Origin of the sequence: Paraburkholderia sp. Ac-20342 (assembly GCF_017104985.1) — a bacterium.
GTDB lineage: Bacteria > Pseudomonadota > Gammaproteobacteria > Burkholderiales > Burkholderiaceae > Paraburkholderia.
Map to the genome: position 1 here is coordinate 21,912 of NZ_JAAGPQ010000017.1, position 20,028 is coordinate 41,939.

At 56.5% G+C, this 20,028-nt stretch carries 17 protein-coding genes and 1 tRNA gene; 8 read left to right on the plus strand and 10 right to left on the minus strand.

Annotated features, from left to right (window positions below; all coding sequences use genetic code 11):
* Positions 1-12: 12 nt before the first annotated feature.
* From G3N58_RS09430 to G3N58_RS09445, 4 genes are all read right to left on the minus strand, one after another.
* Positions 13-630, minus strand: coding sequence for a hypothetical protein (locus G3N58_RS09430; RefSeq protein WP_205999020.1), 618 nt, complete (start codon positions 628-630; stop codon positions 13-15).
* 5 nt (positions 631-635) lie between these two features.
* Positions 636-1,109 carry a TIR domain-containing protein gene (locus G3N58_RS09435; protein ID WP_205999021.1) on the minus strand — a complete coding sequence of 158 codons (474 nt, stop codon included), beginning with the start codon at positions 1,107-1,109 and terminating at the stop codon, positions 636-638.
* 61 nt (positions 1,110-1,170) lie between these two features.
* Positions 1,171-1,959: a DUF1883 domain-containing protein gene (locus tag G3N58_RS09440; RefSeq protein WP_241017051.1), complete on the minus strand. Its 789-nt coding sequence runs from the start codon at positions 1,957-1,959 to the stop codon at positions 1,171-1,173.
* 355 nt (positions 1,960-2,314) lie between these two features.
* Positions 2,315-2,548, minus strand: coding sequence for an AbrB/MazE/SpoVT family DNA-binding domain-containing protein (locus G3N58_RS09445; RefSeq protein ID WP_205999023.1), 234 nt, complete (start codon positions 2,546-2,548; stop codon positions 2,315-2,317).
* Between the two features lie 926 nt (positions 2,549-3,474).
* Here G3N58_RS09445 and G3N58_RS09450 point away from each other — a divergent pair.
* The 3 genes from G3N58_RS09450 (at position 3,475) to G3N58_RS09460 (ending at position 8,680) form a co-directional block, all read left to right on the plus strand.
* Positions 3,475-6,168, plus strand: coding sequence for a TnsA endonuclease N-terminal domain-containing protein (locus tag G3N58_RS09450; protein ID WP_205999024.1), 2,694 nt, complete (start codon positions 3,475-3,477; stop codon positions 6,166-6,168).
* On the plus strand, positions 6,168-7,307 hold the full coding sequence (locus tag G3N58_RS09455) for a TniB family NTP-binding protein (protein WP_205999025.1): 1,140 nt from the start codon (positions 6,168-6,170) through the stop codon (positions 7,305-7,307). Before G3N58_RS09450 ends, G3N58_RS09455 begins: the two co-directional genes overlap by 1 nt.
* Positions 7,308-7,402: 95 nt before the next feature.
* Positions 7,403-8,680 carry a TniQ family protein gene (locus tag G3N58_RS09460; protein WP_205999026.1) on the plus strand — a complete coding sequence of 426 codons (1,278 nt, stop codon included), beginning with the start codon at positions 7,403-7,405 and terminating at the stop codon, positions 8,678-8,680.
* A 211-nt stretch (positions 8,681-8,891) separates the two neighbouring features.
* Here G3N58_RS09460 and G3N58_RS09465 read toward each other — a convergent pair whose 3' ends face one another.
* Positions 8,892-9,782, minus strand: a complete 891-nt coding sequence (locus G3N58_RS09465) for an ImmA/IrrE family metallo-endopeptidase (RefSeq protein ID WP_205999027.1) — start codon at positions 9,780-9,782, stop codon at positions 8,892-8,894.
* Positions 9,775-10,098: a helix-turn-helix transcriptional regulator gene (locus tag G3N58_RS09470; protein ID WP_205999028.1), complete on the minus strand. Its 324-nt coding sequence runs from the start codon at positions 10,096-10,098 to the stop codon at positions 9,775-9,777. The genes G3N58_RS09465 and G3N58_RS09470 overlap by 8 nt, the downstream gene beginning before the upstream one ends.
* Before the next feature lie 227 nt (positions 10,099-10,325).
* Here G3N58_RS09470 and G3N58_RS09475 point away from each other — a divergent pair, with 227 nt between their 5' ends.
* From G3N58_RS09475 to G3N58_RS09495, 5 genes are all read left to right on the plus strand, one after another.
* Positions 10,326-10,631, plus strand: coding sequence for a DUF3892 domain-containing protein (locus G3N58_RS09475; RefSeq protein ID WP_205999029.1), 306 nt, complete (start codon positions 10,326-10,328; stop codon positions 10,629-10,631).
* A 15-nt stretch (positions 10,632-10,646) separates the two neighbouring features.
* Positions 10,647-10,850, plus strand: a complete 204-nt coding sequence (locus G3N58_RS09480) for a DUF2188 domain-containing protein (RefSeq protein WP_205999030.1) — start codon at positions 10,647-10,649, stop codon at positions 10,848-10,850.
* Between the two features lie 452 nt (positions 10,851-11,302).
* A complete protein-coding gene (locus G3N58_RS09485; protein WP_205999031.1) occupies positions 11,303-14,104 on the plus strand; it encodes a class I SAM-dependent DNA methyltransferase in 2,802 nt (933 codons plus the stop codon).
* Positions 14,104-16,224 carry a DEAD/DEAH box helicase gene (locus G3N58_RS09490; protein ID WP_205999032.1) on the plus strand — a complete coding sequence of 707 codons (2,121 nt, stop codon included), beginning with the start codon at positions 14,104-14,106 and terminating at the stop codon, positions 16,222-16,224. Before G3N58_RS09485 ends, G3N58_RS09490 begins: the two co-directional genes overlap by 1 nt.
* Positions 16,211-17,437, plus strand: a complete 1,227-nt coding sequence (locus tag G3N58_RS09495) for a GIY-YIG nuclease family protein (RefSeq protein ID WP_205999033.1) — start codon at positions 16,211-16,213, stop codon at positions 17,435-17,437. The genes G3N58_RS09490 and G3N58_RS09495 overlap by 14 nt, the downstream gene beginning before the upstream one ends.
* Before the next feature lie 431 nt (positions 17,438-17,868).
* Here the strand turns inward: G3N58_RS09495 and G3N58_RS09500 are convergent.
* The 4 genes from G3N58_RS09500 to G3N58_RS09515 all read right to left on the minus strand — a co-directional run bounded on the left by G3N58_RS09500 (position 17,869) and on the right by G3N58_RS09515 (position 19,767).
* A tRNA-Ala gene (locus G3N58_RS09500) sits at positions 17,869-17,944 on the minus strand.
* Positions 17,945-18,008: 64 nt separating this feature from the next.
* Positions 18,009-18,365, minus strand: a complete 357-nt coding sequence (locus tag G3N58_RS09505) for a c-type cytochrome (RefSeq protein ID WP_167042262.1) — start codon at positions 18,363-18,365, stop codon at positions 18,009-18,011.
* Positions 18,365-19,153, minus strand: a complete 789-nt coding sequence (locus tag G3N58_RS09510; protein WP_167042259.1) for a BON domain-containing protein — start codon at positions 19,151-19,153, stop codon at positions 18,365-18,367. The genes G3N58_RS09505 and G3N58_RS09510 overlap by 1 nt, the downstream gene beginning before the upstream one ends.
* Before the next feature lie 26 nt (positions 19,154-19,179).
* On the minus strand, positions 19,180-19,767 hold the full coding sequence (locus G3N58_RS09515; protein WP_205999034.1) for a phosphoheptose isomerase: 588 nt from the start codon (positions 19,765-19,767) through the stop codon (positions 19,180-19,182).
* Positions 19,768-20,028 lie beyond the last annotated feature (261 nt).

Consider the following 20,028-nt stretch of genomic DNA (forward strand, 5'->3'; position numbering starts at 1 on the left):
TTGGTATCGCCTTCAGATCGGAGGACGCGCCCACGTTGCATGTGGGCGCTGCCACTTGAACGGCGCCGCCTGATATCCTTGGACGCCGAGGCCCTCGAACCAAGCGACGAAATCGGCGATGAAGTGAGGCTCAAAACTATTCCGGTAACCGCGCCTTATGAAAATCGGCTCTAGATCTTGAGGAACCGCGATTGCCTGGTTGCCCCAATACGCAAACCGGTGGCCAATCAACACGCCGGTTGACCGCGTATCATTTGCGATATTGCGTGGGTTTGGATTGCCATCCGCGAGACTGTGATGCGAATCGACCTGCTGCCACTGACCGTCACCATCACGATGGTAGATGTTGTCGCCGAACATCTGCTTGACGCTGCCAAGACGCGAAGGCCTCTTATGATAAAACCGCTGGTCCGCCCAGTACGTGTCGTAGGTTAGGACCTCATCAACACGCATGACGTATACAAGTCCAGGCGGACGACGATCGGCCAAGGAACTCAATCCGGCAATCCAGTCCCCAACCTCCGCCTGTTGACGGATATCCGGCTTGCATGTCGCGAGGCTACACACTCCCCCGAAAGGGTTGGGTGCGAACCCATAGTCTCGGGCAACGACGTAGGAAAAGAGTCGCATGGCTGCTAGCAGGAGTATCTGGGAATGTCGCGCGCGGGGGCGGAATCTCCGTCAGGTGTGTCCTTTTCGTTGATGCGGCCTTCGATCGCATCCTTCACCCGCTCAGCTTGCCATCCGACCACTGCATCGGCGTAACGCTCTAACGCCTCGGGGATCTCGCATTGCGCCTCACCATGATCCCAGACCCCTACGATGCGCTTACCCATCTTTTCTGCACACTCGATCTCCCATGTGACCCATTCGCTATTACGGGTCTCGGGCGTAATGAGCACGACAAAGACGGATGCCCACTCAATCCGAGGAGTGAGGATCTGCGATTTAATATAGTCTGGGTTAGTCGCATTATTCGGCTTGTCGCTGTTGATAGAGCCATCCCGCACATCCATGCCGGCGGTGGCCAACAGATCTTTGAGTGGTTTAAGCCTATGATCGTCCTCATGCACGTGACTGATGAAGACGTGAGTCCTGTCGCCTGACATGCCGCCCCCGTAGAGAGTAATAACTTAGTATATTTCCCTGACACACACAATCCGACGCACGCTAGGTCGCGCGGAGTAGTTCAGCGATTTCACTGGCGATCTCGGACACCGTATGCGTCGCAGTACTTCGCGCGACCTTGTCTGCGAGCGACGGACTGAAATCCATGACTTGCTGCTTCGTAACGTTGTGCCAAATAGGCAACAAGATCTGCTCGCCCGACACAGCACGTGTCACGATGCCGTCCAGTTCGTAATTCGTCCATCCCTTGGTGATGAATGAATGGGAGAGCACCACGAGCCCCACTCGGCTACTGGCTAGTCCGCGGTCGATTTTCTGCCGAAGACTGTCTCCAATCCGCAGCGTGAACTCGTCGTACCAAACGTTCAGACCTTGCGAGATCAAGGCGCTTGCCAGAGGGCGAACAATTTCGTCTTTATCCTCTGATGCGTGCGAGATAAAAACGTCGTGATACTGATTGCTCGAATCGATATCGGGTGGAAGGTCGTTTCGAACCAAACTCGGAAGCTCGCTGAGCGGCGTTTCGCGGATCTCCGGCAATGCTGCCGGCAAGATTCGGACCGATGCGCGAGTACTGCCACGCAACCCTTGCATATCGATCGTAACGTGCCAGTGACCAGACGAGGGGATGGTCAAGCGTTGAGGCGATCGCGTAGCAAGGCCGCCAATGTATCGATGTTGACGCCCACTGCGATAACTACTGAAGTTCGAGCTGTCCATCAACCTGACATTGGCGCCAGAGGAGAGCGTGATCTCCACGACTTCGCCTCGTTTCCTCTGTCCGAGATCATGATGCAAAAAGTTCAAGCTAGCCCCCGCTGATGGATCCATCAGCGGAGCAATGCCGACAGATCATTTTGCTTATTAGTTTATCGGTCAATTATGCATGCGCGCGCAATCTTTCTGCAAGTGGACTGAGTCGCGATACGTGTAGCAAACAAATGATGCAAAACGCATTTTCGCGTGTGCCAACCGCTCGAGATCGTTCGAGCTGAGCGTATTGCGGCCAGTCATCCACGAATCCAGAGCACGTAGAAGTCGACTGGCATCTCCGAACTATCTTGCTCCGGCCGAGCTATCGTTTCGAGTCAGCATTCTCGACACGCGCCACATAAAGCGCAAAGGTTCGCACCGTACGTGCGAAGCGGGCCTGCCGCAGGCACGCGCGGCCCCGTCATCGAGACGCCTACCCGTACCAGGAGTTCATCACATTCATATCCTCGACGGAAATCGGCCTAGCTGGCGCCGCGACGATGCCCTTGAGTGCTTTGATGCGCCGGTTGGCAGGAATGATCTCATAGCGCCCGGTTTCATCGTTTGGGACAAAGTCGATTCGGTCGCCAGCGACAAGTCCGAGCTGGTTACGGACTTGCCGAGGAATCGTAATCCGCCCCTTCGTCCCCACAGTTGCTGATGCCATACCACCTCCAATAGTTGCGTTTCTCACGTCACGCTGGCCGTACCCCTCGCATAGGCGCTCATCTTGCGCCTATGCGAAGACACAAAGCGTGGTAGCCGTCAGCTCAGACGCACGTCAGTGCCAGAAGAGGCTCCCACTCGCTTCATCGCCGGATTCGCCCGTTTGACCATTTACCTCCTCGAATACCCGCGCGAAACGTTTTCGGCTCTATTCTCTTTCACAAGCGCACCAAAAGAAAGTCCAGCACCCGGATCTGACAAAACAATTAAGAATATCAACCGGGGCAGTTCAGTTATGTCACTGGAATTTAAATCAGCACCTTTACTGATTTAAATTAACAAACGCTCAATAACCGTCAAAACGCTTTACCAGCGATGCCTTCGCGCCCTGCCACAAGCCCAAAAGTGGAAAATGTTTAGCGTATTGCGCTCAGGCATAAATATCCGCTAGATTTGATACCTTCGCTCCCGCAGATAATGTTGCGGGCCCAAAACCATTTCTAAATGGAGGTGTCCATCGCGATAGCAAGCTGACTTGACCCCATTTCGAGAGGCAGCCCCGATACGTGACGGCTGAGGGTGCCGAAATGCAAACGGCCCACGCTCCTGGCAGAGCGCGGGCCGTTTTGGGAAAAATGCGTTGCCCTAGGTCGGGACAACTCATTTATCCCGCGTTTTTTCCTGTTTGTCAACGGGAATCTCTTCGTTCGTCCGTTTCCTGCCGGATTTAGGTCCGGCAGCGGACCTCTTTTATCTTGCTGTCCCCAATGGCCCCTCAAATGGGTTCCAAGGGGACAGCTACGCCGGAGAAACGCAAATGAGCTGGTTTAGCCAAACCCGTCGCACCGAAACCGCCAGTAATGGGCAGCCCTCCATCGCGCCGAGCAATGACTCTTCCGAATACGTCATCGCCTCCGGGAGGCCCACATGCTGACAGATATCGAGCTTCACGAGTTGTTCGAGCGACTCGGCACGCAGGAAGCCCATCGGCGAAAGATCCAGTGGATCCGAACGAACGCGCCTGTTCGCGCCGTTGACGGCGGCCGCCGAAGCCACCGTGTTCGCTATGCCAGTCACAAGATGGGGTTCGTGATCGAATGCGAAGCGAAGATCACGGAGTACTCTGCCGCCGTCACGTGGGACTTCGACGAAGAAACACTAGAGTTCTATGGGCAGCCCGCGTTCCTCCAACTGGCGGCTCAACTGCCAAACGGCCGACGGTCCAGCTGGACCTACACGCCCGATTTTTTCCGGATCACCCGGAACGGTTTTGAGTTCGTCGAATGCAAGACCGCGAAAGACCTGTCTGGGTTGATCCAGAAGCGCCCCCACGCCTACTCCATCGACGAAAGAGGCGACTGGCGCTATCCACCGGCTGAGCAGCATGTCACTAGCGATTACGGTGCATCTTTCCGGATTCGCCCCGCGAGCGAAAACAATCCTGTCCTGATCGAGAACCTCGAGTACCTGCGCGACTACATCATCAAGCCTGCCCAAGGTGACCCCGTACAGCAGGAGAGGCTGCGCAACTACTTGGCCGCACGGCGATGGGCAACCGTATCCGACATACTAAGCGACAACCCGGACATCGCAGATACCCTCAACGCCGATGTTGTCGAAGGCCGGATCTGCTTCGACCTCACGGCCCAACGCATCACCGATCGCGAGCATGCGCTGGTATTTCGCGATGCGTCGTGTGCGTCAGCATACCGTGTCTTCGCCGCGTCGCAGACGAACACCCCGCGTGACAACGTCATTTTGTCACTAATGCCGGGAACTGGCTTCGGCTGGGACGGCAAGCACTGGGAAATTATCAATCGTGGCGACACTGAGATTGCCTGTCGTTGCCTCGATCCGGATGTCATGAGTGACAACAGCGTCATCGTCCTGCAGCACGGCGTCTTTGACGCGCTTGCAAAGAAAGGCCAGATCGTCCCGATTGAACGACCACAAGATGACGATGCTCAAAAAAAAGCACTTCACATACTGCAGCAGGCAAGTGATGCTCAGCTCAAGGTCGCATATGCGCGTTACAGCACCTTGTTCTCTTCGAACATCGCTGCATCTGACCGCCAGTATTCACGACGTGCACGCCAATATTGGCTTGCAAGCTATCGCAACGCCGAACGTACAACAGGATACGGGTTCCTGGGGCTGGTTCCCAACTGGCAAAACACACAGGGAAATCACGAGAGAAAGATTCATACCGATGTTCTCGGCATTATCGCCAACGTTTTCCACACTGGTTGGGTCGACCCCAGACAAAAAACCAATTCCGCATTGTTCGGCAAGGTGATCGCCTTATGCGAGGAGCAGGGCTTGCGAGCACCCAGCCGCACCACCTTCGTCCGCGAGATTCGAAGACTAACAACCCGATCTTCGGTGATGAAGCGGTTCGGTGGGCGAGTAGCGTACGAGATGGCGCCGATCCCGACTATTCCCGAAGGGCATCTAACCTACGCAACGCCAAGACACGGCACACACCCGTTCCACATCGGCCACATCGACCATACACCCCTTCCAATGCGGCTGAGATCGAAGGACGGAGAGATGATCCACCAGAGCGCATGGCTGACACTCCTTCTCGACGCGTATTCTCGTACGGTGCTTGCGTTCTACGTGACGTTCGACTCACCCTCGTACCGATCGAACATGATGCTTATTCGTGACTGTGTAAAGCGGCACGGCCGCGTTCCTCAATTCATCATTGTTGATAAGGGCAAAGATTTCCAGTCGATCTATTTCGATCAGCTACTTGCCGCTCTCAGATGTCATAAGCTTGATCGCCGTACATCTCAACCACGCGACGGCAGCGTTATTGAAATCATTTTCAACGTGAGCCAAAACGATTTCATCTATAACCTTCGCGGCAACACACAGGCCGATCGCGAGTACCGCAAGAAGACGAAGTCTGTCGATCCAGTTGCGCTTTCCGTTTGGACACTCCATGAACTGATCAACCGGCTTGGTCAATATTTCGATCAGGTCTACCAGCGGAACCATCACTCGACTCTCGGTTGCAGTCCAGCTGAAGTTTTCGCGCACGGTCTAGCACTATCTGGCACACGCTCTCACGCTAGGATCCCTTACTCGAAAGCATTCATTTTGCTGAGCTTGCCATCGACGAACAAGGGAACGTCTAGGGTGACTACACACGGAGTCAAGATTAACTACGTGTATTACTCATGTGTCGCGCTGCGCCTTCATTCGGCCCTCGGGCAGGTCGTCCCGGTTCGATATGACCCATACAACATGGGAATCGCATACGCCTACATCAACCATCGCTGGCACGAATGCCAATCGGAATGTTATCTGGTATTCAAAGACCACTCGGAAAGGGAAATGCAGATCGCGTCCGAGTATCTGCGGGTGAAACACCGTATGGCCGGGCACCACTACCCAGTCAACGCGAAGCGACTCGCCAACTTCCTCGCCACGACCGAAGCGGATGAAGTGCTCGGACTGCAACGCCTACGCCAGCGCGAGCTGGCCGACGACCTTGCGGAGCGAAACCATGTCATTGAACCAGAAAGCGCTGGCACATCCGCATGGGAAGAAGGACTGGACGCGAGCGAAACGGAATTCGATGCGTACGCTCCTCAGCTTCTGGGGGACCTGTGATGAAAAACTACTCCCCTGACACCCCGGAATCCAAGATGATCGACGAGTTCAATCGCAAGCGGGTTCGCCATCTTCGGGTTGAAGAAATGTTCAGCACGCTGAACAAGATCTGCACGGCGGGTTGCAGCGAGTCGGTTATCGCGGTTATTGGGTCCACCGGAGTGGGAAAATCTGCGGCCCTGCGTCATTTCGTTTCCGCGGTCAATGCTGCATACACGGCAGCATTGGAAAGAGATGCTGCCATGGTGCCCGCCGTGTATCTCGAACTTCCCACGCCCATCGCCGGAGACGCTAACTGGAAGGATATCTTTATCAGATTGCTCAATGCCATGGAGGAGCCACTCGTCGACCGCAAAACTGTTCATGCATTGCATCCCGACAGCTCGCGAAGAACCATGAGCGATTCCCCACGCGGGGTTGCTGAAGAGCTGCGTCGTTCGTTGCTGAACTGCGTGCGCAACCGGAATACAAAGGTGATTGTCCTCGATGAAGGCCGGAACCTGTTCTACTCGCGCTCCAGCCTGCGCCACTCGTTGCAGCTCGATCTCGTGAAATCACTCTCCAACGATATAAAGATCCCTATTGTTATTGGATCATCGTACGATCTCCTCAATACTGACAATTTTCATGGGCAGCTTGCTCGACGCACGCGGATCCTACACTTTGAGCGATATTCGGAACCGGATTTGGTGAAGGACAATCCATACGGCGCTTCCTTCCGAAATGTAGTTTTTTCGTTGTTGAACGCCATGCCGGTGCAATGGGATCTGGATCTTCTGAAACACCCCGACTACTTCCTGATGTACTCCGTGGGATGTGTCGGTATCTTGAAGAATTGGCTCGAACGTACCCTCGTCGACGCACTAGATTTGAAACAACCTGTCAGCGCAAGTCTAATCGAGAAAAATAGGTTCAAGCAAAAAGATCTTCGATTAATTCTTGAAGAGGCAAAAAGCGGCGAAGAACAACTGGCTGACATTTCCGACGACGAGTTCGCGCGAAATTTCTCCTTTACCCAACGTCCCTCCCTAGCGCTTCCTGCTGGTCAGCTATCTCCAGCGGAAAACAAACAGCCTCGCGCTCGTCAAAAGCCTGGGGTGCGGGGCCCCAGTAGAGACAAAGTGGGAGCTGACCTATGAAAAGTACCCTTTTGCCGCTATGGAACGAGAATGAATGGGTTTCACCCAAGCGGAGTCGTTTGTACTCGATCTCCCCTCAGGCTCGGGGCACTCCAATGGTCGAGGCCATCCATAGCCTCGTTATCCGTCTCGCCCGGGCGCACAACGTCAAGCCACATGTACTCGTCAAGGAGGAAGTCCTACGCGATTGCGAAATCAACTACACCAAGCATAGCGCAAAATTCGTAACGACCTACCTGAGCACGATGAACGGGTTGGGAAAGTATGCGCGCGAAATCAAGGAAAGCCTCGAGTCGCTCACCATGCAGTCAGGGCTCGACGAATGTACCTTTCTGAGGTGGGACGATCTTTTCCAGTACCGATCACGACGCATATTGCATTCGCATCCACACTGGTGTCCGGCCTGTTTTGCGGAATGGCGGAAGACGGACGTCGAACCGTATTACCCCCTCATCTGGCAATCGGTCATCGTGCAACACTGTCCTGTACATCACGTTCTCCTTGAACAGAACTGTCCGGCTTGCCTGAAAACTCAGCCGTTCATACCGCGCCACTACTATCTGGACCACTGCTCATATTGCCACGGGCCGCTCGCGCAATACGACAGTCAGCCGACTGAACATATGGAGCAGCGCATACCAAACGATGCACAACAAGCAATCGACGCCATCACCGAGATGATCATGCTCGATCAATCTGCGCAGTATCTGCTGAACGCCGAACATTTTTGGGATAGGCTTAAGGAGACGGCAGACAGATTTTGCGATGGGCAAATCAAGCCATTCGAAAAAGTTCTTGGTTTCTCCGAAGGCACATTCAGTAACTGGAAGCTGGGACGTCACAAGCCGTCATTTCCCGCGTTTTATCGGTTTACACGGAGCCTAGGTACCACGCCGGTGGCATTTCTAACGAACGGCGCGGTTGAAACCTTCACTCCGCAGAGCATTGCATCAAAGCCCAGAAGGACACGACGAGCACATCTGAAACGACCGGAAAAGGATCAGATCAGCAAGGCGCTACACGCTATCATTAATCAGGGGTACTCCGAGCTTCCAATGCGAGAGGTAGCCGCTCGCATTGGCTATACCCATCGCTATCTCATCTACTGGTTCCCAGAGCCGTGCCGACAGATATCGCAGTTGCACAGGAACTGGGTGAATGAGCAGGTTGAACAGCGGGCCGGCGAGCGTGGTGCTCTGACGGTGGCTACAGTCAGAGAGCTGTATGCAAGCCATCAGCGTGTCACGCGCGGGCTTGTCCATACCGAACTGCGGAAACTGGGACTGTCGCTGAAAGATCCCGTTGTTCGAGATGCTTTCTATGATGTCCGGGCTAAGCAAATAGCATTGGGGAGGGCACTTACCAAAGCCTGAATGACAGACTCTGCCAACCATTGCGCGATGCCACTCACCGCTTGCCGAGGAACAGCTTGTCCACAAATGGTAAGCAGTCGGGGCGCGAGAGTGGCGTCGGAAATGTCCTCGGCACGCGCGCCATCTCACACTTGTTGGCGCGCGGCATCGCTATAGCAACTACGCATGACTAACGAAGCATCATGTGAGCACTCAAGTCGAAGACGCGAACTTATCGGCGTACCCAACCAATCCCGCTTCCGAGGTTCGTCATTCCGTCGAACGCGTCCGAATCTTCAGCTTCATCGTGGTCGACCGCGCGTGCATCCGGATACCGCACCAAGAATATTGCAAGATCGAACTGATCTGAGACGATCATGAATTCGTCCGCTTCCAGCGATGGGTGCCAGACGCCGGGCTGTACGCGGTACGACGTGTTTCCAGAATGGCGGGTTGAAGTTTTGAGTCGATCGACAACGGATTGAGGGACCTGGGTCCCGGGTGCCAGATACGCTCGTGCTTTGGCGGCAGCCTTGCTCGGGTAAGACCAGCAGATAAATTCATCCCTAGCTACCACCAGCACCGCGGCTTCATCGGTGATCTCGATCCACTTGAGCGCGGTAGCGGTAAAAGACGTCTCGTATCGATCCGCAACCGTGCTCAGGACATCGAGCGTCACGACTTGACCAGCGATTTGCTGCCGAAAGTCTGTTGCCGGCATCAGCAAGTAGGAGGCGAAGACATTCGCTTCCTTTTCCATTTTTCTCGACACGTCGCTATCGTAGTCGAGCATATCTACCGGACCACAACGAAACTCCGCTCGTCGTTGTCGATGGCAGAGATAGTGTCCCAACTCATGAGCGAGGGTGAAGTTGATGCGGCCTGGCACACCGACCGTCTCATCGTATGAGATGCACCAGTCGCCTTTCTTTTCACGCTTCGAAAGCATTCCGTCAATGCCTGCGACTCCGTGAGGGGTCACCAACCCCACCGGATCAGGGAAACGCTGTTTGGTCACCTCTAGGGCCAACTCCTTCACGCCGACCGGAAATGGTTGCCCTGATGCGATCCAGAGCTTGGACAGCTGGATACCCCACCCCATCGGGGTTGTCGGTTCAGTCATCGTCGTCGATTGCTTTCAGGAACCTTTCGAGTTGAGCTCTCTTTGTCGCATCAAGTTGGCCAATTCTTCTGAAGAAAACCTCGTCCGCCTCAGATTTAGTGAGCGCTTGCTTCCCTTCGTCTAGCAGGTATTCGACTGTCACGCCGAAGACCTCCGCGATACGGCGGATTTTGTCCGCAGACGGCCTTACAACCGGGCGGTTTTCCAACTCCCAGATGTAACTCTTGCTCGATTCGGTTTTTTGGGCCAAATCGTCCAAAGTCAGCTTTAGCCGTTTCCTTTCAGCGCGAATCTTGTCGCCGAGCGGGGTAGACAACGTTTTCTCCCGAGTGATTAGTCGAATACATGGTCCGCCATAGAACGCCTTTCGGCGGACAGTTTACCGGCGCGCGAACGCTCGGCTGGCAGCAACACCACGCAAAAGTTCAGAGTAGACGCATTTTCTATACTTGACAACAGAATTCGAGGTAGGCAAACTTCGAGTGCGCCTACACCGAACATGGAGCGTCGGCGCGTCCTTCCAACTTTTTTTGGGATACGTTGATGGCAACGAACATTAAGTGTGTAGCCAAGCGCATGAACGGCGGGCAAGGCCATGAGCACATCGCTCAGCTTTGGTGGGTCAAATGCGTGGACGGCAAGGAAACGAACGAACAAGGCAGCAGCACGCGCGAGCAAATGGTTCAGTTCATCGAGAGCAACGGAAACAGCTCCGTATGGTGCCCGGACCGGAATCCGAATCTCCGGGGCGCTTGGGTCCACGTCCATAACTATGGACGCATCAAGTTCGTGCAAACGGTCGCCGATGGTCGCAAGACCGACAATCTGTTGTCTTTGCCGGATCGTTAAATCCGAGGAGCCAATATGGGCAAGAAGATTTTCGTCGAACAACGCCCTGAAAAGGACTACGCCGTGCGCCGGCCGAACTCGCAGCGCGCGAGCGGCGTAGCGTCAACTCAGGCTGAGGCGATTGAGCTTGCACGCAGGCTCAATCCCGACGGGCCGGTCCTTGTCGAACGTGTTCGCACCACGTCGAACGGCAAACCCGATAAGTGGCGCAAGCCGTAATAGCAGCCGGTTTATACGGCGGCGCAGTCATCGTGGCGGGGGCGTTGCCTGCACGGGCCTCCGTCACGCAAGCGTTCCCGAACCGCAGTAGCCTGTTGTTGTTGACGTTCACGCACAGCCGCGCTGTATTGGCTGATGACTTGTCTTGGCCAGTTAAAACGCGTAAATCATCCCGCACCTCACCGCCGCCATCCGCTGTTGCATTCAACGGTGCGCAATCCCGTTGCAAAGATCGGCCAGTCGGAAGCAGTCGTGTTCATCGGACAAATCGCCACAGCCGTCTGATTCCTCATAGAATCCCGATGGCGGGTAATCGCTTAAAAGGGAGGCGGCATCTGCCAAGTGTCGCTACTTCTCGTGACGCAGCCCCACGTCAAGTTGTGGGCAATGCCGGCCCAACATGTCCTCGGGCCTTGGCATAATCTCGGGCAAGTACCCTATCCGCGACACACATGAACGCAGTCGAAATCGAGGCCGCCGTCTCCGGTCTGGCCGAAACACCGTTTGACGCCGAAAACTTTCCTTACGAATTCCTTTCGGCATTCGGGAACAAAGACACAACAATCGCCCGTCTCCGCAAGGGCGACACCAACAAGTCGGACGTCCCTCGCGGCGTCTTGCAGCGCAATAACATCCACCTCGCAACGTGCACACCCGGACAGGTTAATGCAACGCTGAACGCCCTACGTGCGAGTCCGGAGACGACGAAGGGCAAGGTCAAATTCATCCTGGCGACTGATGGCGACACGCTTGAAGCCGAGGAAATGTCGAGCGGCGAGACGATCGCTTGCGAGTACCCAAAGTTTCCCGGGCACTTCGGCTTCTTCCTGCCACTCGCGGGCATCTCGACGATCAAGGAAATCAAGGACAGTGCGGTCGATGTTCGTGCAACCGGCCGATTGAACAAACTGTACTTGGAACTGCTGCGCGAGAATCCCGAGTGGGCGACGGATGAGCGTAGGCAGGATATGAATCACTTCATGGCTCGCCTGATCTTTTGTTTCTTCGCCGAAGACACTGGAATTTTCGACGGCCGAGGGCTGTTCACGAAGACCGTCGATCGGATGAGCGATGCGGCGTCGGGCAATACCCATGACGTGATTAGCACGATCTTCCGCGCGATGAACGTGCCGACCAAGGACAGCAACGCCCGTGCGGACGCACAAATCCCTGGCTGGGCCGATGTGTTCCCGTACGTGAACGGCGGCCTGTTCGGCGGCAGCAACGACGTGCCACGCTTCACACGCATGGCCCGCACGTACCTGCTGCACGCTGGGCAACTGGACTGGCACGAAATCAATCCCGACATCTTCGGTTCCATGATCCAGGCGGTCGCTGATGACGAAGAACGCGGCTCTCTAGGCATGCACTACACAAGTGTGCCGAACATTCTGAAGGTACTCAATCCGCTGTTCCTCGACGATCTACGCACCCAACTTGAGGCCGCTGGCGACAACAAAGCCAAGTTGCTGAACCTGCGTAAACGCATGGCACGCATACGCGTGTTTGATCCTGCGTGTGGCTCCGGCAACTTCTTAGTCATCGCGTATAAGCAGATGCGCGAAATCGAGGCCGAAATCAATCGGCGCCGCGAAGAACCTGACCTACGATCGGCGATTCCACTGACGAACTTTCGTGGCATCGAACTGCGCAGTTTTCCGGCCGAGATCGCCCGTCTCGCGCTCATCATCGCGGAATATCAGTGCGACGTGTTGTATCGCGGTCAGATGCAAGCCGTGCAAGACTTCCTGCCACTCGAAGCGGAAAACTGGATCACGAACGGTAATGCACTTCGACTGGACTGGATAGCACTCTGCCCTCCTGCTGGAACCGGCGTAAAGATCATCTCGGATGACCTCCTCGGGATGCCCCTCGACCAACGCGAAATCGACTTCGAAAATGAAGGCGGAGAGACTTACATTTGTGGCAATCCGCCATATCTAGGTACCAAAAAGCAGAGCGTTGAACACAAAGCTGACCTTGAACTGATTTTCGGTCATCGCTGTCATGGATGGAAGTCTTTGGACTATGTTGCCGGATGGTTCATGAAGGCTGTTGATTACAGCAATGAAGGAAACTCCGTCTCGGCATTCGTTTCGACGAATTCAGTTTGCCAAGGCCAGCAAGTTGCGGTTTTGTGGCCGCTGATCCTAGCGGCAGGGCACGAAATTGCATTCGCTCATACCAGCTTTAAATGGAACAACCTCGCAAGTCGGAACGCCGGTGTTACGGTAGTTATCGTCGGTCTCTCAAAGGGCGAAAAGATAAAACAGAGAAAACTATTTTCGGACGTGGATGACTCAAGCAAGACAACCGTCTCAATTGTTGAGAACATCAATCCGTATCTAGTTAAGGGGAGGAATATATTCGTTCCCCTTCGCTCGCTCCAGTTGAGTGGATTGCCGGAAATGCTTTCGGGCGACAAGATGACGGATGGCGGGAATCTAGTTTTGTCGTCGAACGAGCGAAGCGAGTTGCTGGCCGCCCATCCGGAGGTATCCGACATGCTCGGCCGCCTCGTCGGTGGCCAAGAGCTTATAAAGGGGATCCTTCGCTACGCACTTATCATCCCCGACGAAAGACTCGATGAAGCATCCCGCATCACGGCCATCAAGACCCGATTGGATGCGGTTTCGCGCATGCGCGCAACGAGCACAAAAAAGGCAACTCAGGAAATCGCCACAGTTCCTCACCGATTTGACGAAACGCGTTTCGAGCGAACCAGGAAGATTGTCATTGCTCAACTCTCGTCGGAAAATCGAGAATATTATCCTTGCGATATTTTTACAGACAATGACGTGGCAATGGCTCCGTCGCTTGTGATCTACCAGGCCGACGGATGGCTGTTTTCATTGCTTAGCTCACGAATGCATTTGATTTGGATCTCCGCAGTTTGTGGAAAACTAGAAACGCGCCTTCGTTATTCCAATACCTTGGGCTGGAACACCTTTCCCGTACCAACATTGACGGAGCACAACAAGACCGAACTGACGCAGTGCGCCGAAGACATTCTGCTCGCTCGCGAAGCGCACTTCCCAGCGACGATCGCGGACCTCTATGACCCGGAAGCCATGCCGGTGAATTTGCGTCGCGCCCATGAGCGAAACGACGAAGTGCTCGAACGCATCTACATCGGGCGGCGGTTCCGCAACGACACCGAGCGATTGGAAAAGCTGTTCGATTTGTATACGAAGATGACGACAGCGGAAGCGACGCCAACCCGAAAAACCATTCGAGCACGGAAAACCGCGTAATGAGCAACGAAGAGACCAAGCGTTACTCCATCCCGACCGTCTCCATAAAGACAGATCGGACTGGGGCGTCCACCAAATCGAACGCATTGGGCATGCGTCCCATGCAGGAGCGCGCCTATGCTAAACGGGGCGAGCAATACCTGTTGCTCAAGTCGCCACCGGCCTCCGGCAAGTCCCGTGCGTTGATGTTCATCACGCTCGACAAACTGGCGAACCAAGGCATCAAACAGGCGCTGATCGTGGTGCCCGAGCGGTCGATCGGCGGCAGTTTTGCCGATGAACCGCTGTCCAAGTACGGCTTCTTCGTCGATTGGGTCGTGAAGCCGCAGTGGAATTTGTGCAACGCGCCCGGCGCGGACGACGTGAAGGTAGCTCCGTCGAAGGTTAAGGCCGTCGGCGAGTTCCTTGCCGGCGACGACAAGGTGTTGGTCTGCACGCACGCCACGTTCCGCTTCGCATACCAGGAACTTGGGCCGGCCGCGTTCGACAATCGGTTGATCGCGGTCGACGAGTTCCACCACGTCAGCAGCGACCTGGACAACATCTTGGGGCGGCAGTTGACCGAGTTGATTCAGCGAAACAAGATGCACATGGTCGCGATGACTGGCTCGTATTTCCGTGGGGACGCTGAAGCCGTGCTGGCGCCGGACGACGAAGCGCGCTTCGAGACAGTAACGTATACCTACTACGAGCAGTTGAACGGGTACGAGTTTCTGAAATCGCTTGAAATCGGCTATTACTTCTACTCCTACCCGAACAAATACGTCGATGCGATCATGCAAGTGCTCGACCCGTCGTTGAAGACCATCGTGCACATCCCGAACGTCAATTCGCGCGAAAGTCTCAAGGACAAGCACAAGGAAGTCGAGAAGATCATGGACAGGCTCGGCACCTGGAAAGGTACCGATCCCCAAACCGGCTTTCATCTTGTCGAGTTGCCCAAGGGCCGCATGATTAAAGTTGCTGATCTGGTGGACGACGGCGACGGCCGTTCCGCTGTCCTGTCGGCGTTGAAAGACCCGAAGCAAAAAAACAACCGCGATCACGTTGACATCATCATCGCGCTCGGCATGGCGAAGGAAGGTTTCGACTGGATCTGGTGCGAGCACGCGCTGACCATAGGCTATCGCAACAGCCTGACCGAAATCGTTCAGATCATCGGTCGCGCCACCCGCGACGCCCCGGGCAAGGAAAGCGCACGCTTCACGAATCTGATCGCTGAACCGGACGCGTCCGAGGACATGGTGGCCGATGCGATCAACGACACCTTGAAGGCGATCGCCGCAAGCCTGCTCATGGAGCAAGTCTTGGCACCGCGCTTTGAGTTCACCCCAAAGAATGTCGGCGAGCAACCTGGCTTCGACTATGGCCCCGGCGGCTACAAGGAAGGCCAACTCAACATCGGCGTGAATCACGACGACGGGCGCGTGCACGTCGAGGTTAAGGGGCTGGTCGAACCGAAGTCCGAGGAAGCGGCGCGCATCTGCCGCGAGGACATCAACGAAGTGCTCGCCTCGTTCGTGCAGAACAACAAGACGCTTGAACGCGGTTTGTTCGACCACGACAACACGATTCCCGAGGAACTGACGATCCTTCAAATGGGAAAGATCGTTCGCGAGAAATACCCGCACCTCGAAGAGGACGATCAAGAAGCTGTGCGCCAGTACGCAGTCGCTGCGCTTGCCTTCACACAGCAGGCTAAGCAGGTCGACATACCGGGTAGCGACGGCGCAACGGGTGGCACCGACGACGGTACGCCGAAAGCGAACCTCGCGCTCATCCAGGGCGTGAAGCAGTTCGCCATGAGCGTCAAGGAACTGGACATCGACCTGATCGACCGAATCAACCCGTTCGACACCGCCTATGCGATTCTCGCGAAGGCGATGGACGAGAAGACCCTGAAACAAGTGCAGGCTGTGATCGCGGCGCGCAAGGTCAACATCCCGATCGAGGAAGCGCGCGACCTCGCCAAGCGAGCGCTGGCATTCAAGCTTGACCGTGGTCGCCTGCCGGACATCAACGCATCCGATCCGTGGGAGAAGCGAATGGCCGAAGGCATCGCCGTCCTCGCCCGCTTCAAGGCAGAAGAGAAGAGGAAGGAAGGGAATGGCAACGCGTAAGAAGATCCTGGCGTCGGACGACATTTCCGACGACGACTTGCTGGAGCAGTTGGGGATTTCGGTCGATGTCGAGGTGACGGGTGGTCGCACGGCCCAGGAAGAGCGCATCATCGCCGGCTTCGAGGAAATCCAGCGCTTCGTCGAGCAGCACGGTCACGCGCCTCGCCACGGCGAAGGTTTTGACATCTTCGAGCGCCTCTACGCTGTTCGTCTCGACCAACTGCGCCGTAACACGGCCGCGCTTGCGCTGCTCGCAACCTTGGACACCCAAGGTCTGCTTGAGCAGCCGGCGGCTAAGATTGGGGTTGATCTGGCCCAGCTTAACGACGATGATCTGCTTGCGGAACTAGGAGTTGACGCGAAAGATAATAACGACATAACGGTGCTTCGGTATGTCCGATCCACCGCCGAAAAGGCGGCGGCGGAGCAAATCGCCGACCGTACGCCGTGCGTCGATTTCGATAAGTTTAAACATCTGTTTGATGAGGCCAAGGCCGGGCTGACTGATAGCACCTGGGAAGCGTTGCCGTTTGCTCGCGATGCGGAAATCAAGCTGGAAAGCATCCAGCAAGGCGACTTCTACATTCTGAACGGGCAGATTGCCTACGTCGCAGAGATGGGTGATGCCATCAAAACGTCAGTCACCGACCGGCCGGACGCGCGGCTTCGTGTCATCTACGACAACGAGACCGAAAGCGATCTGTTGCAGCGTTCGTTTCAGAAGGCGCTCTACCGCGACGATGCACCGCGCCGTCTGCGCAAGAAGGACGTGGGACCGCTTTTCAGCGGGGAATGGCAAGACGATGACGTACAGAGCGGCACTATCTACGTGCTGCGCTCACTGTCCAACGATCCACGCATCGCCCCGTACCGTCAAGTCATTCACAAGATTGGCGTGACGGGCGGCAAGGTCGAGACGAGAATTGCCGATGCTGAGAACGATGCGACGTACCTGCTTGCCAAAGTGGAAGTCGTGACCACCTACAAACTCGCGGGCGTCAATCGGACCAAGGTGGAAAACCTGATCCATAAGATTTTCGCGAGCGCGCAGATCGACTTGGAAATCCTCGATCGCTTCGGCAAGCCGGTTAAGCCCTGCGAATGGTTCCTAGTTTCGCTACCGATCATCGACGAAGCGGTGCAAAGCATCCTGAACGGCACGATCCTAAACAAGGTATATGACAGGGAGACCGGCAAGTTGGTCGGTCGGTGACCGCTCATAGTGTCGCAAAAAGGGCGATACCGGTGTAAAGCGCTAACTTTGACGGGCGGAAGCTGAGACGGGGCGGGATCATGCAATTCAATCCGTGATAGCTCAGGTTCAGGACTGTGAGGCACTTTCCGGATCCGTTTCGCTTTCCGCCTGAACGTAGGCAGATGGATGTTTGCCGTCCGACTACAGGACTCGAACCCGCTACCTGATGATTACAAATCATCACTACCACCAGTCGATAGTCTTCCGTGGGCGATCTTCGCCTCAGCTCTCTTTAACAGAAATTTTCGAGCCTTAAAAACATCAAAGCCGACTTCGCGGGCGGCTTTGAGATTGAAGCATATCTTTACACTTTGTACCTGACAGCATAACTTTGCATTCAGCGCAAAAATATGCTCACAATCTCACATCGTCTAAGCCCTTGATTCTATTGGTGGAGAGGAGGAGGATCGAACTCCCGACCTTCGCATTGCGAACGCGACGCTCTCCCAGCTGAGCTACCCCCCCAACATTCAAACAATTCTAGCACAGCCATTTTCCCTTTTGCCAAGCCTCACCGCTCGGGAAAACCTCATCTGGACGGCGCGCCCGCCAGCACCCAGTCGACCACCGCGCGGATGTCCGCATCGCTCATCGATTGATGCGCCGGCATCGGAATCATGCCCCACACGCCGGAACCGCCGTCCTTCACCTTGCGCGCGAGTTTGGCCGGCGCTTGCTCATCGCCCTTGTATTTCGCGGCGATCTGCTGGAACGACGGGCCGACGAGCTTGCGATCCACCGCGTGGCAACCCATGCACGCATTCGCATTGGCGACCAGCTGGCCGCTCGGCGCGTCAGCCGCATACACGGCCGGGGCCGACACGCTCGCCAGCGTTGCCGCCGCGCCCAGCATCAGCGCGATGCGGGCGCGAGCCATCGCGCGCATCACGGCGTCGCCTTCGGATTACCCGGATGCACCGACGTCGAGTTGCTCACCGGCGCCGGCGCCTGCTGGTCGAGCGGCCGTGCGCTCACCGACGAATCGGGAATCGCGCCGACCGTCGGTTCGCTCGCGTCGGGCTGCGACGCCACCGCCGGCGTCGCTGCGGCGGTGGCCGCCGCCGCGGCTTCCTGCGGCTGGATGTACTGGAACACCTTCACGACCTGCACGACGCCCGGCACGCGGCTCGCGACGTCCGCACCGCGATTGCCCTCGTCCATCGTGACGAGGCCCATCAGATACACGTTGCCGCGCTCGGCCACCACCTTGAAATTGTTCGCCGAAATGTTCTTCTCGGCGATCAACGCGGTCTTCACGCGCGTCTCGAGGTAGGTGTCGTTGGTGCGCGACGAGAACGAACTCGCCGGCATGATCGCCAGTTCGTTGACGATCGTATTGACGTTGTTCAGACCACGCACGATGTCCTCGGCGCGCTGCTTCGACGCATCGCCCGCGACCTCGCCGGTCAGCAGCACGCGGCGGTTGAACACCGCGACGTTCACATGCGCGCTGTCCGGCAGATTCTGGCTGATCTGCGCCAGCGCCTTCACCTGCAACTCGCGATCCTCGGTCTGCGCGCCGAGCGTGCGGCGATCGGTCGCCATCAGCGCGCCGCCGCCCGCGGCAGCCCCGACGGCGAGAAAACAGCCTTGCAGCGTCGCGGACAAACCCGCCGCGAACCCAACCACCAGCACGGTTCTCACCAGTGTCTTCTTGACGCGGAATGCGCTCATCAACTAGCTCTCCTTCGGAATCGGTCTCAGTCTTCGCCGAGCAACATGGCATCGATGCCGTCGCACAGGCAATGGATGGTCAACAGGTGTACTTCCTGGATACGCGCGGTGCGCTCTGACGGCACGCACACGTGGATGTCGGTTTCGCTCAACACGTCCTGCACGCGTCCGCCGCCCTTGCCGGTCAGCGTGACGACGATCATCTCGCGCTCATGCGCGGCTTCGATCGCGGCGAGCACGTTCGCCGAATTGCCGGACGTGCTGATCGCGAGCAGCACGTCGCCGGGCTGGCCGAGCGCCCGGACCTGCTTCGAATAAATCTGCTCGAACGAGTAGTCGTTGGCGATGGCGGTGAGCACCGAGGTATCGGTGCTGAGCGCGACGGCCGGCAGACCCGGCCGCTCGCGCTCGAAGCGGCCGATCAGCTCGGCCGCGAAATGCTGCGCGTCGGCGGCCGAACCGCCGTTGCCGCACGCGAGGATGCGATTGCCGTTGGCCAGCGCGGCGAACATCGTGTCGATCGCCGCGGCGATCGGCATCGACAGGGTTTCGAGGGCTTCGAGTTTGACTGCCGCGCTGTCGCGGAAGTGTTGTTGAATGCGTTCGACTGACATCGAGTCTCTATCTTCTACCGCGAATGGACCGCACGATGCGGCCGTGTTGTGAAGTCGTATTGCCGGGCTGCGCGCCGCTCGCGTGCCGACGCGATGCCGGCAGTGCGCCACGGGTGCGCGTCCGGCGACATACCGCGTGGGCGCGGAAAACATCATGAAACACGCTGCTTCCCACATCGCACCCTAGGTTGCTCCGGCTGCCCGTCTCGCGGACGGCGCCTCGTGCGCGCAACCGCGAGCGCAAGTTTATCGCACTCACGC

What these genes read in the sequence shown, in the direction of transcription:
- G3N58_RS09430 (WP_205999020.1), bottom strand. Translation starts at nt 630, where the DNA reads ATGCGACTCTTTTCCTACGTCGTTGCCCGAGACTATGGGTTCGCACCC.
- G3N58_RS09435 (WP_205999021.1), bottom strand. Translation starts at nt 1,109, where the DNA reads ATGTCAGGCGACAGGACTCACGTCTTCATCAGTCACGTGCATGAGGAC.
- G3N58_RS09440 (WP_241017051.1), bottom strand. Translation starts at nt 1,959, where the DNA reads ATGGATCCATCAGCGGGGGCTAGCTTGAACTTTTTGCATCATGATCTC.
- G3N58_RS09445 (WP_205999023.1), bottom strand. Translation starts at nt 2,548, where the DNA reads ATGGCATCAGCAACTGTGGGGACGAAGGGGCGGATTACGATTCCTCGG.
- G3N58_RS09450 (WP_205999024.1), top strand. Translation starts at nt 3,475, where the DNA reads ATGCTGACAGATATCGAGCTTCACGAGTTGTTCGAGCGACTCGGCACG.
- G3N58_RS09455 (WP_205999025.1), top strand. Translation starts at nt 6,168, where the DNA reads ATGAAAAACTACTCCCCTGACACCCCGGAATCCAAGATGATCGACGAG.
- G3N58_RS09460 (WP_205999026.1), top strand. Translation starts at nt 7,403, where the DNA reads ATGGTCGAGGCCATCCATAGCCTCGTTATCCGTCTCGCCCGGGCGCAC.
- G3N58_RS09465 (WP_205999027.1), bottom strand. Translation starts at nt 9,782, where the DNA reads ATGACTGAACCGACAACCCCGATGGGGTGGGGTATCCAGCTGTCCAAG.
- G3N58_RS09475 (WP_205999029.1), top strand. Translation starts at nt 10,326, where the DNA reads ATGGCAACGAACATTAAGTGTGTAGCCAAGCGCATGAACGGCGGGCAA.
- G3N58_RS09480 (WP_205999030.1), top strand. Translation starts at nt 10,647, where the DNA reads ATGGGCAAGAAGATTTTCGTCGAACAACGCCCTGAAAAGGACTACGCC.
- G3N58_RS09485 (WP_205999031.1), top strand. Translation starts at nt 11,303, where the DNA reads ATGAACGCAGTCGAAATCGAGGCCGCCGTCTCCGGTCTGGCCGAAACA.
- G3N58_RS09490 (WP_205999032.1), top strand. Translation starts at nt 14,104, where the DNA reads ATGAGCAACGAAGAGACCAAGCGTTACTCCATCCCGACCGTCTCCATA.
- G3N58_RS09495 (WP_205999033.1), top strand. Translation starts at nt 16,211, where the DNA reads ATGGCAACGCGTAAGAAGATCCTGGCGTCGGACGACATTTCCGACGAC.
- G3N58_RS09505 (WP_167042262.1), bottom strand. Translation starts at nt 18,365, where the DNA reads ATGCGCGCGATGGCTCGCGCCCGCATCGCGCTGATGCTGGGCGCGGCG.
- G3N58_RS09510 (WP_167042259.1), bottom strand. Translation starts at nt 19,153, where the DNA reads ATGAGCGCATTCCGCGTCAAGAAGACACTGGTGAGAACCGTGCTGGTG.
- G3N58_RS09515 (WP_205999034.1), bottom strand. Translation starts at nt 19,767, where the DNA reads ATGTCAGTCGAACGCATTCAACAACACTTCCGCGACAGCGCGGCAGTC.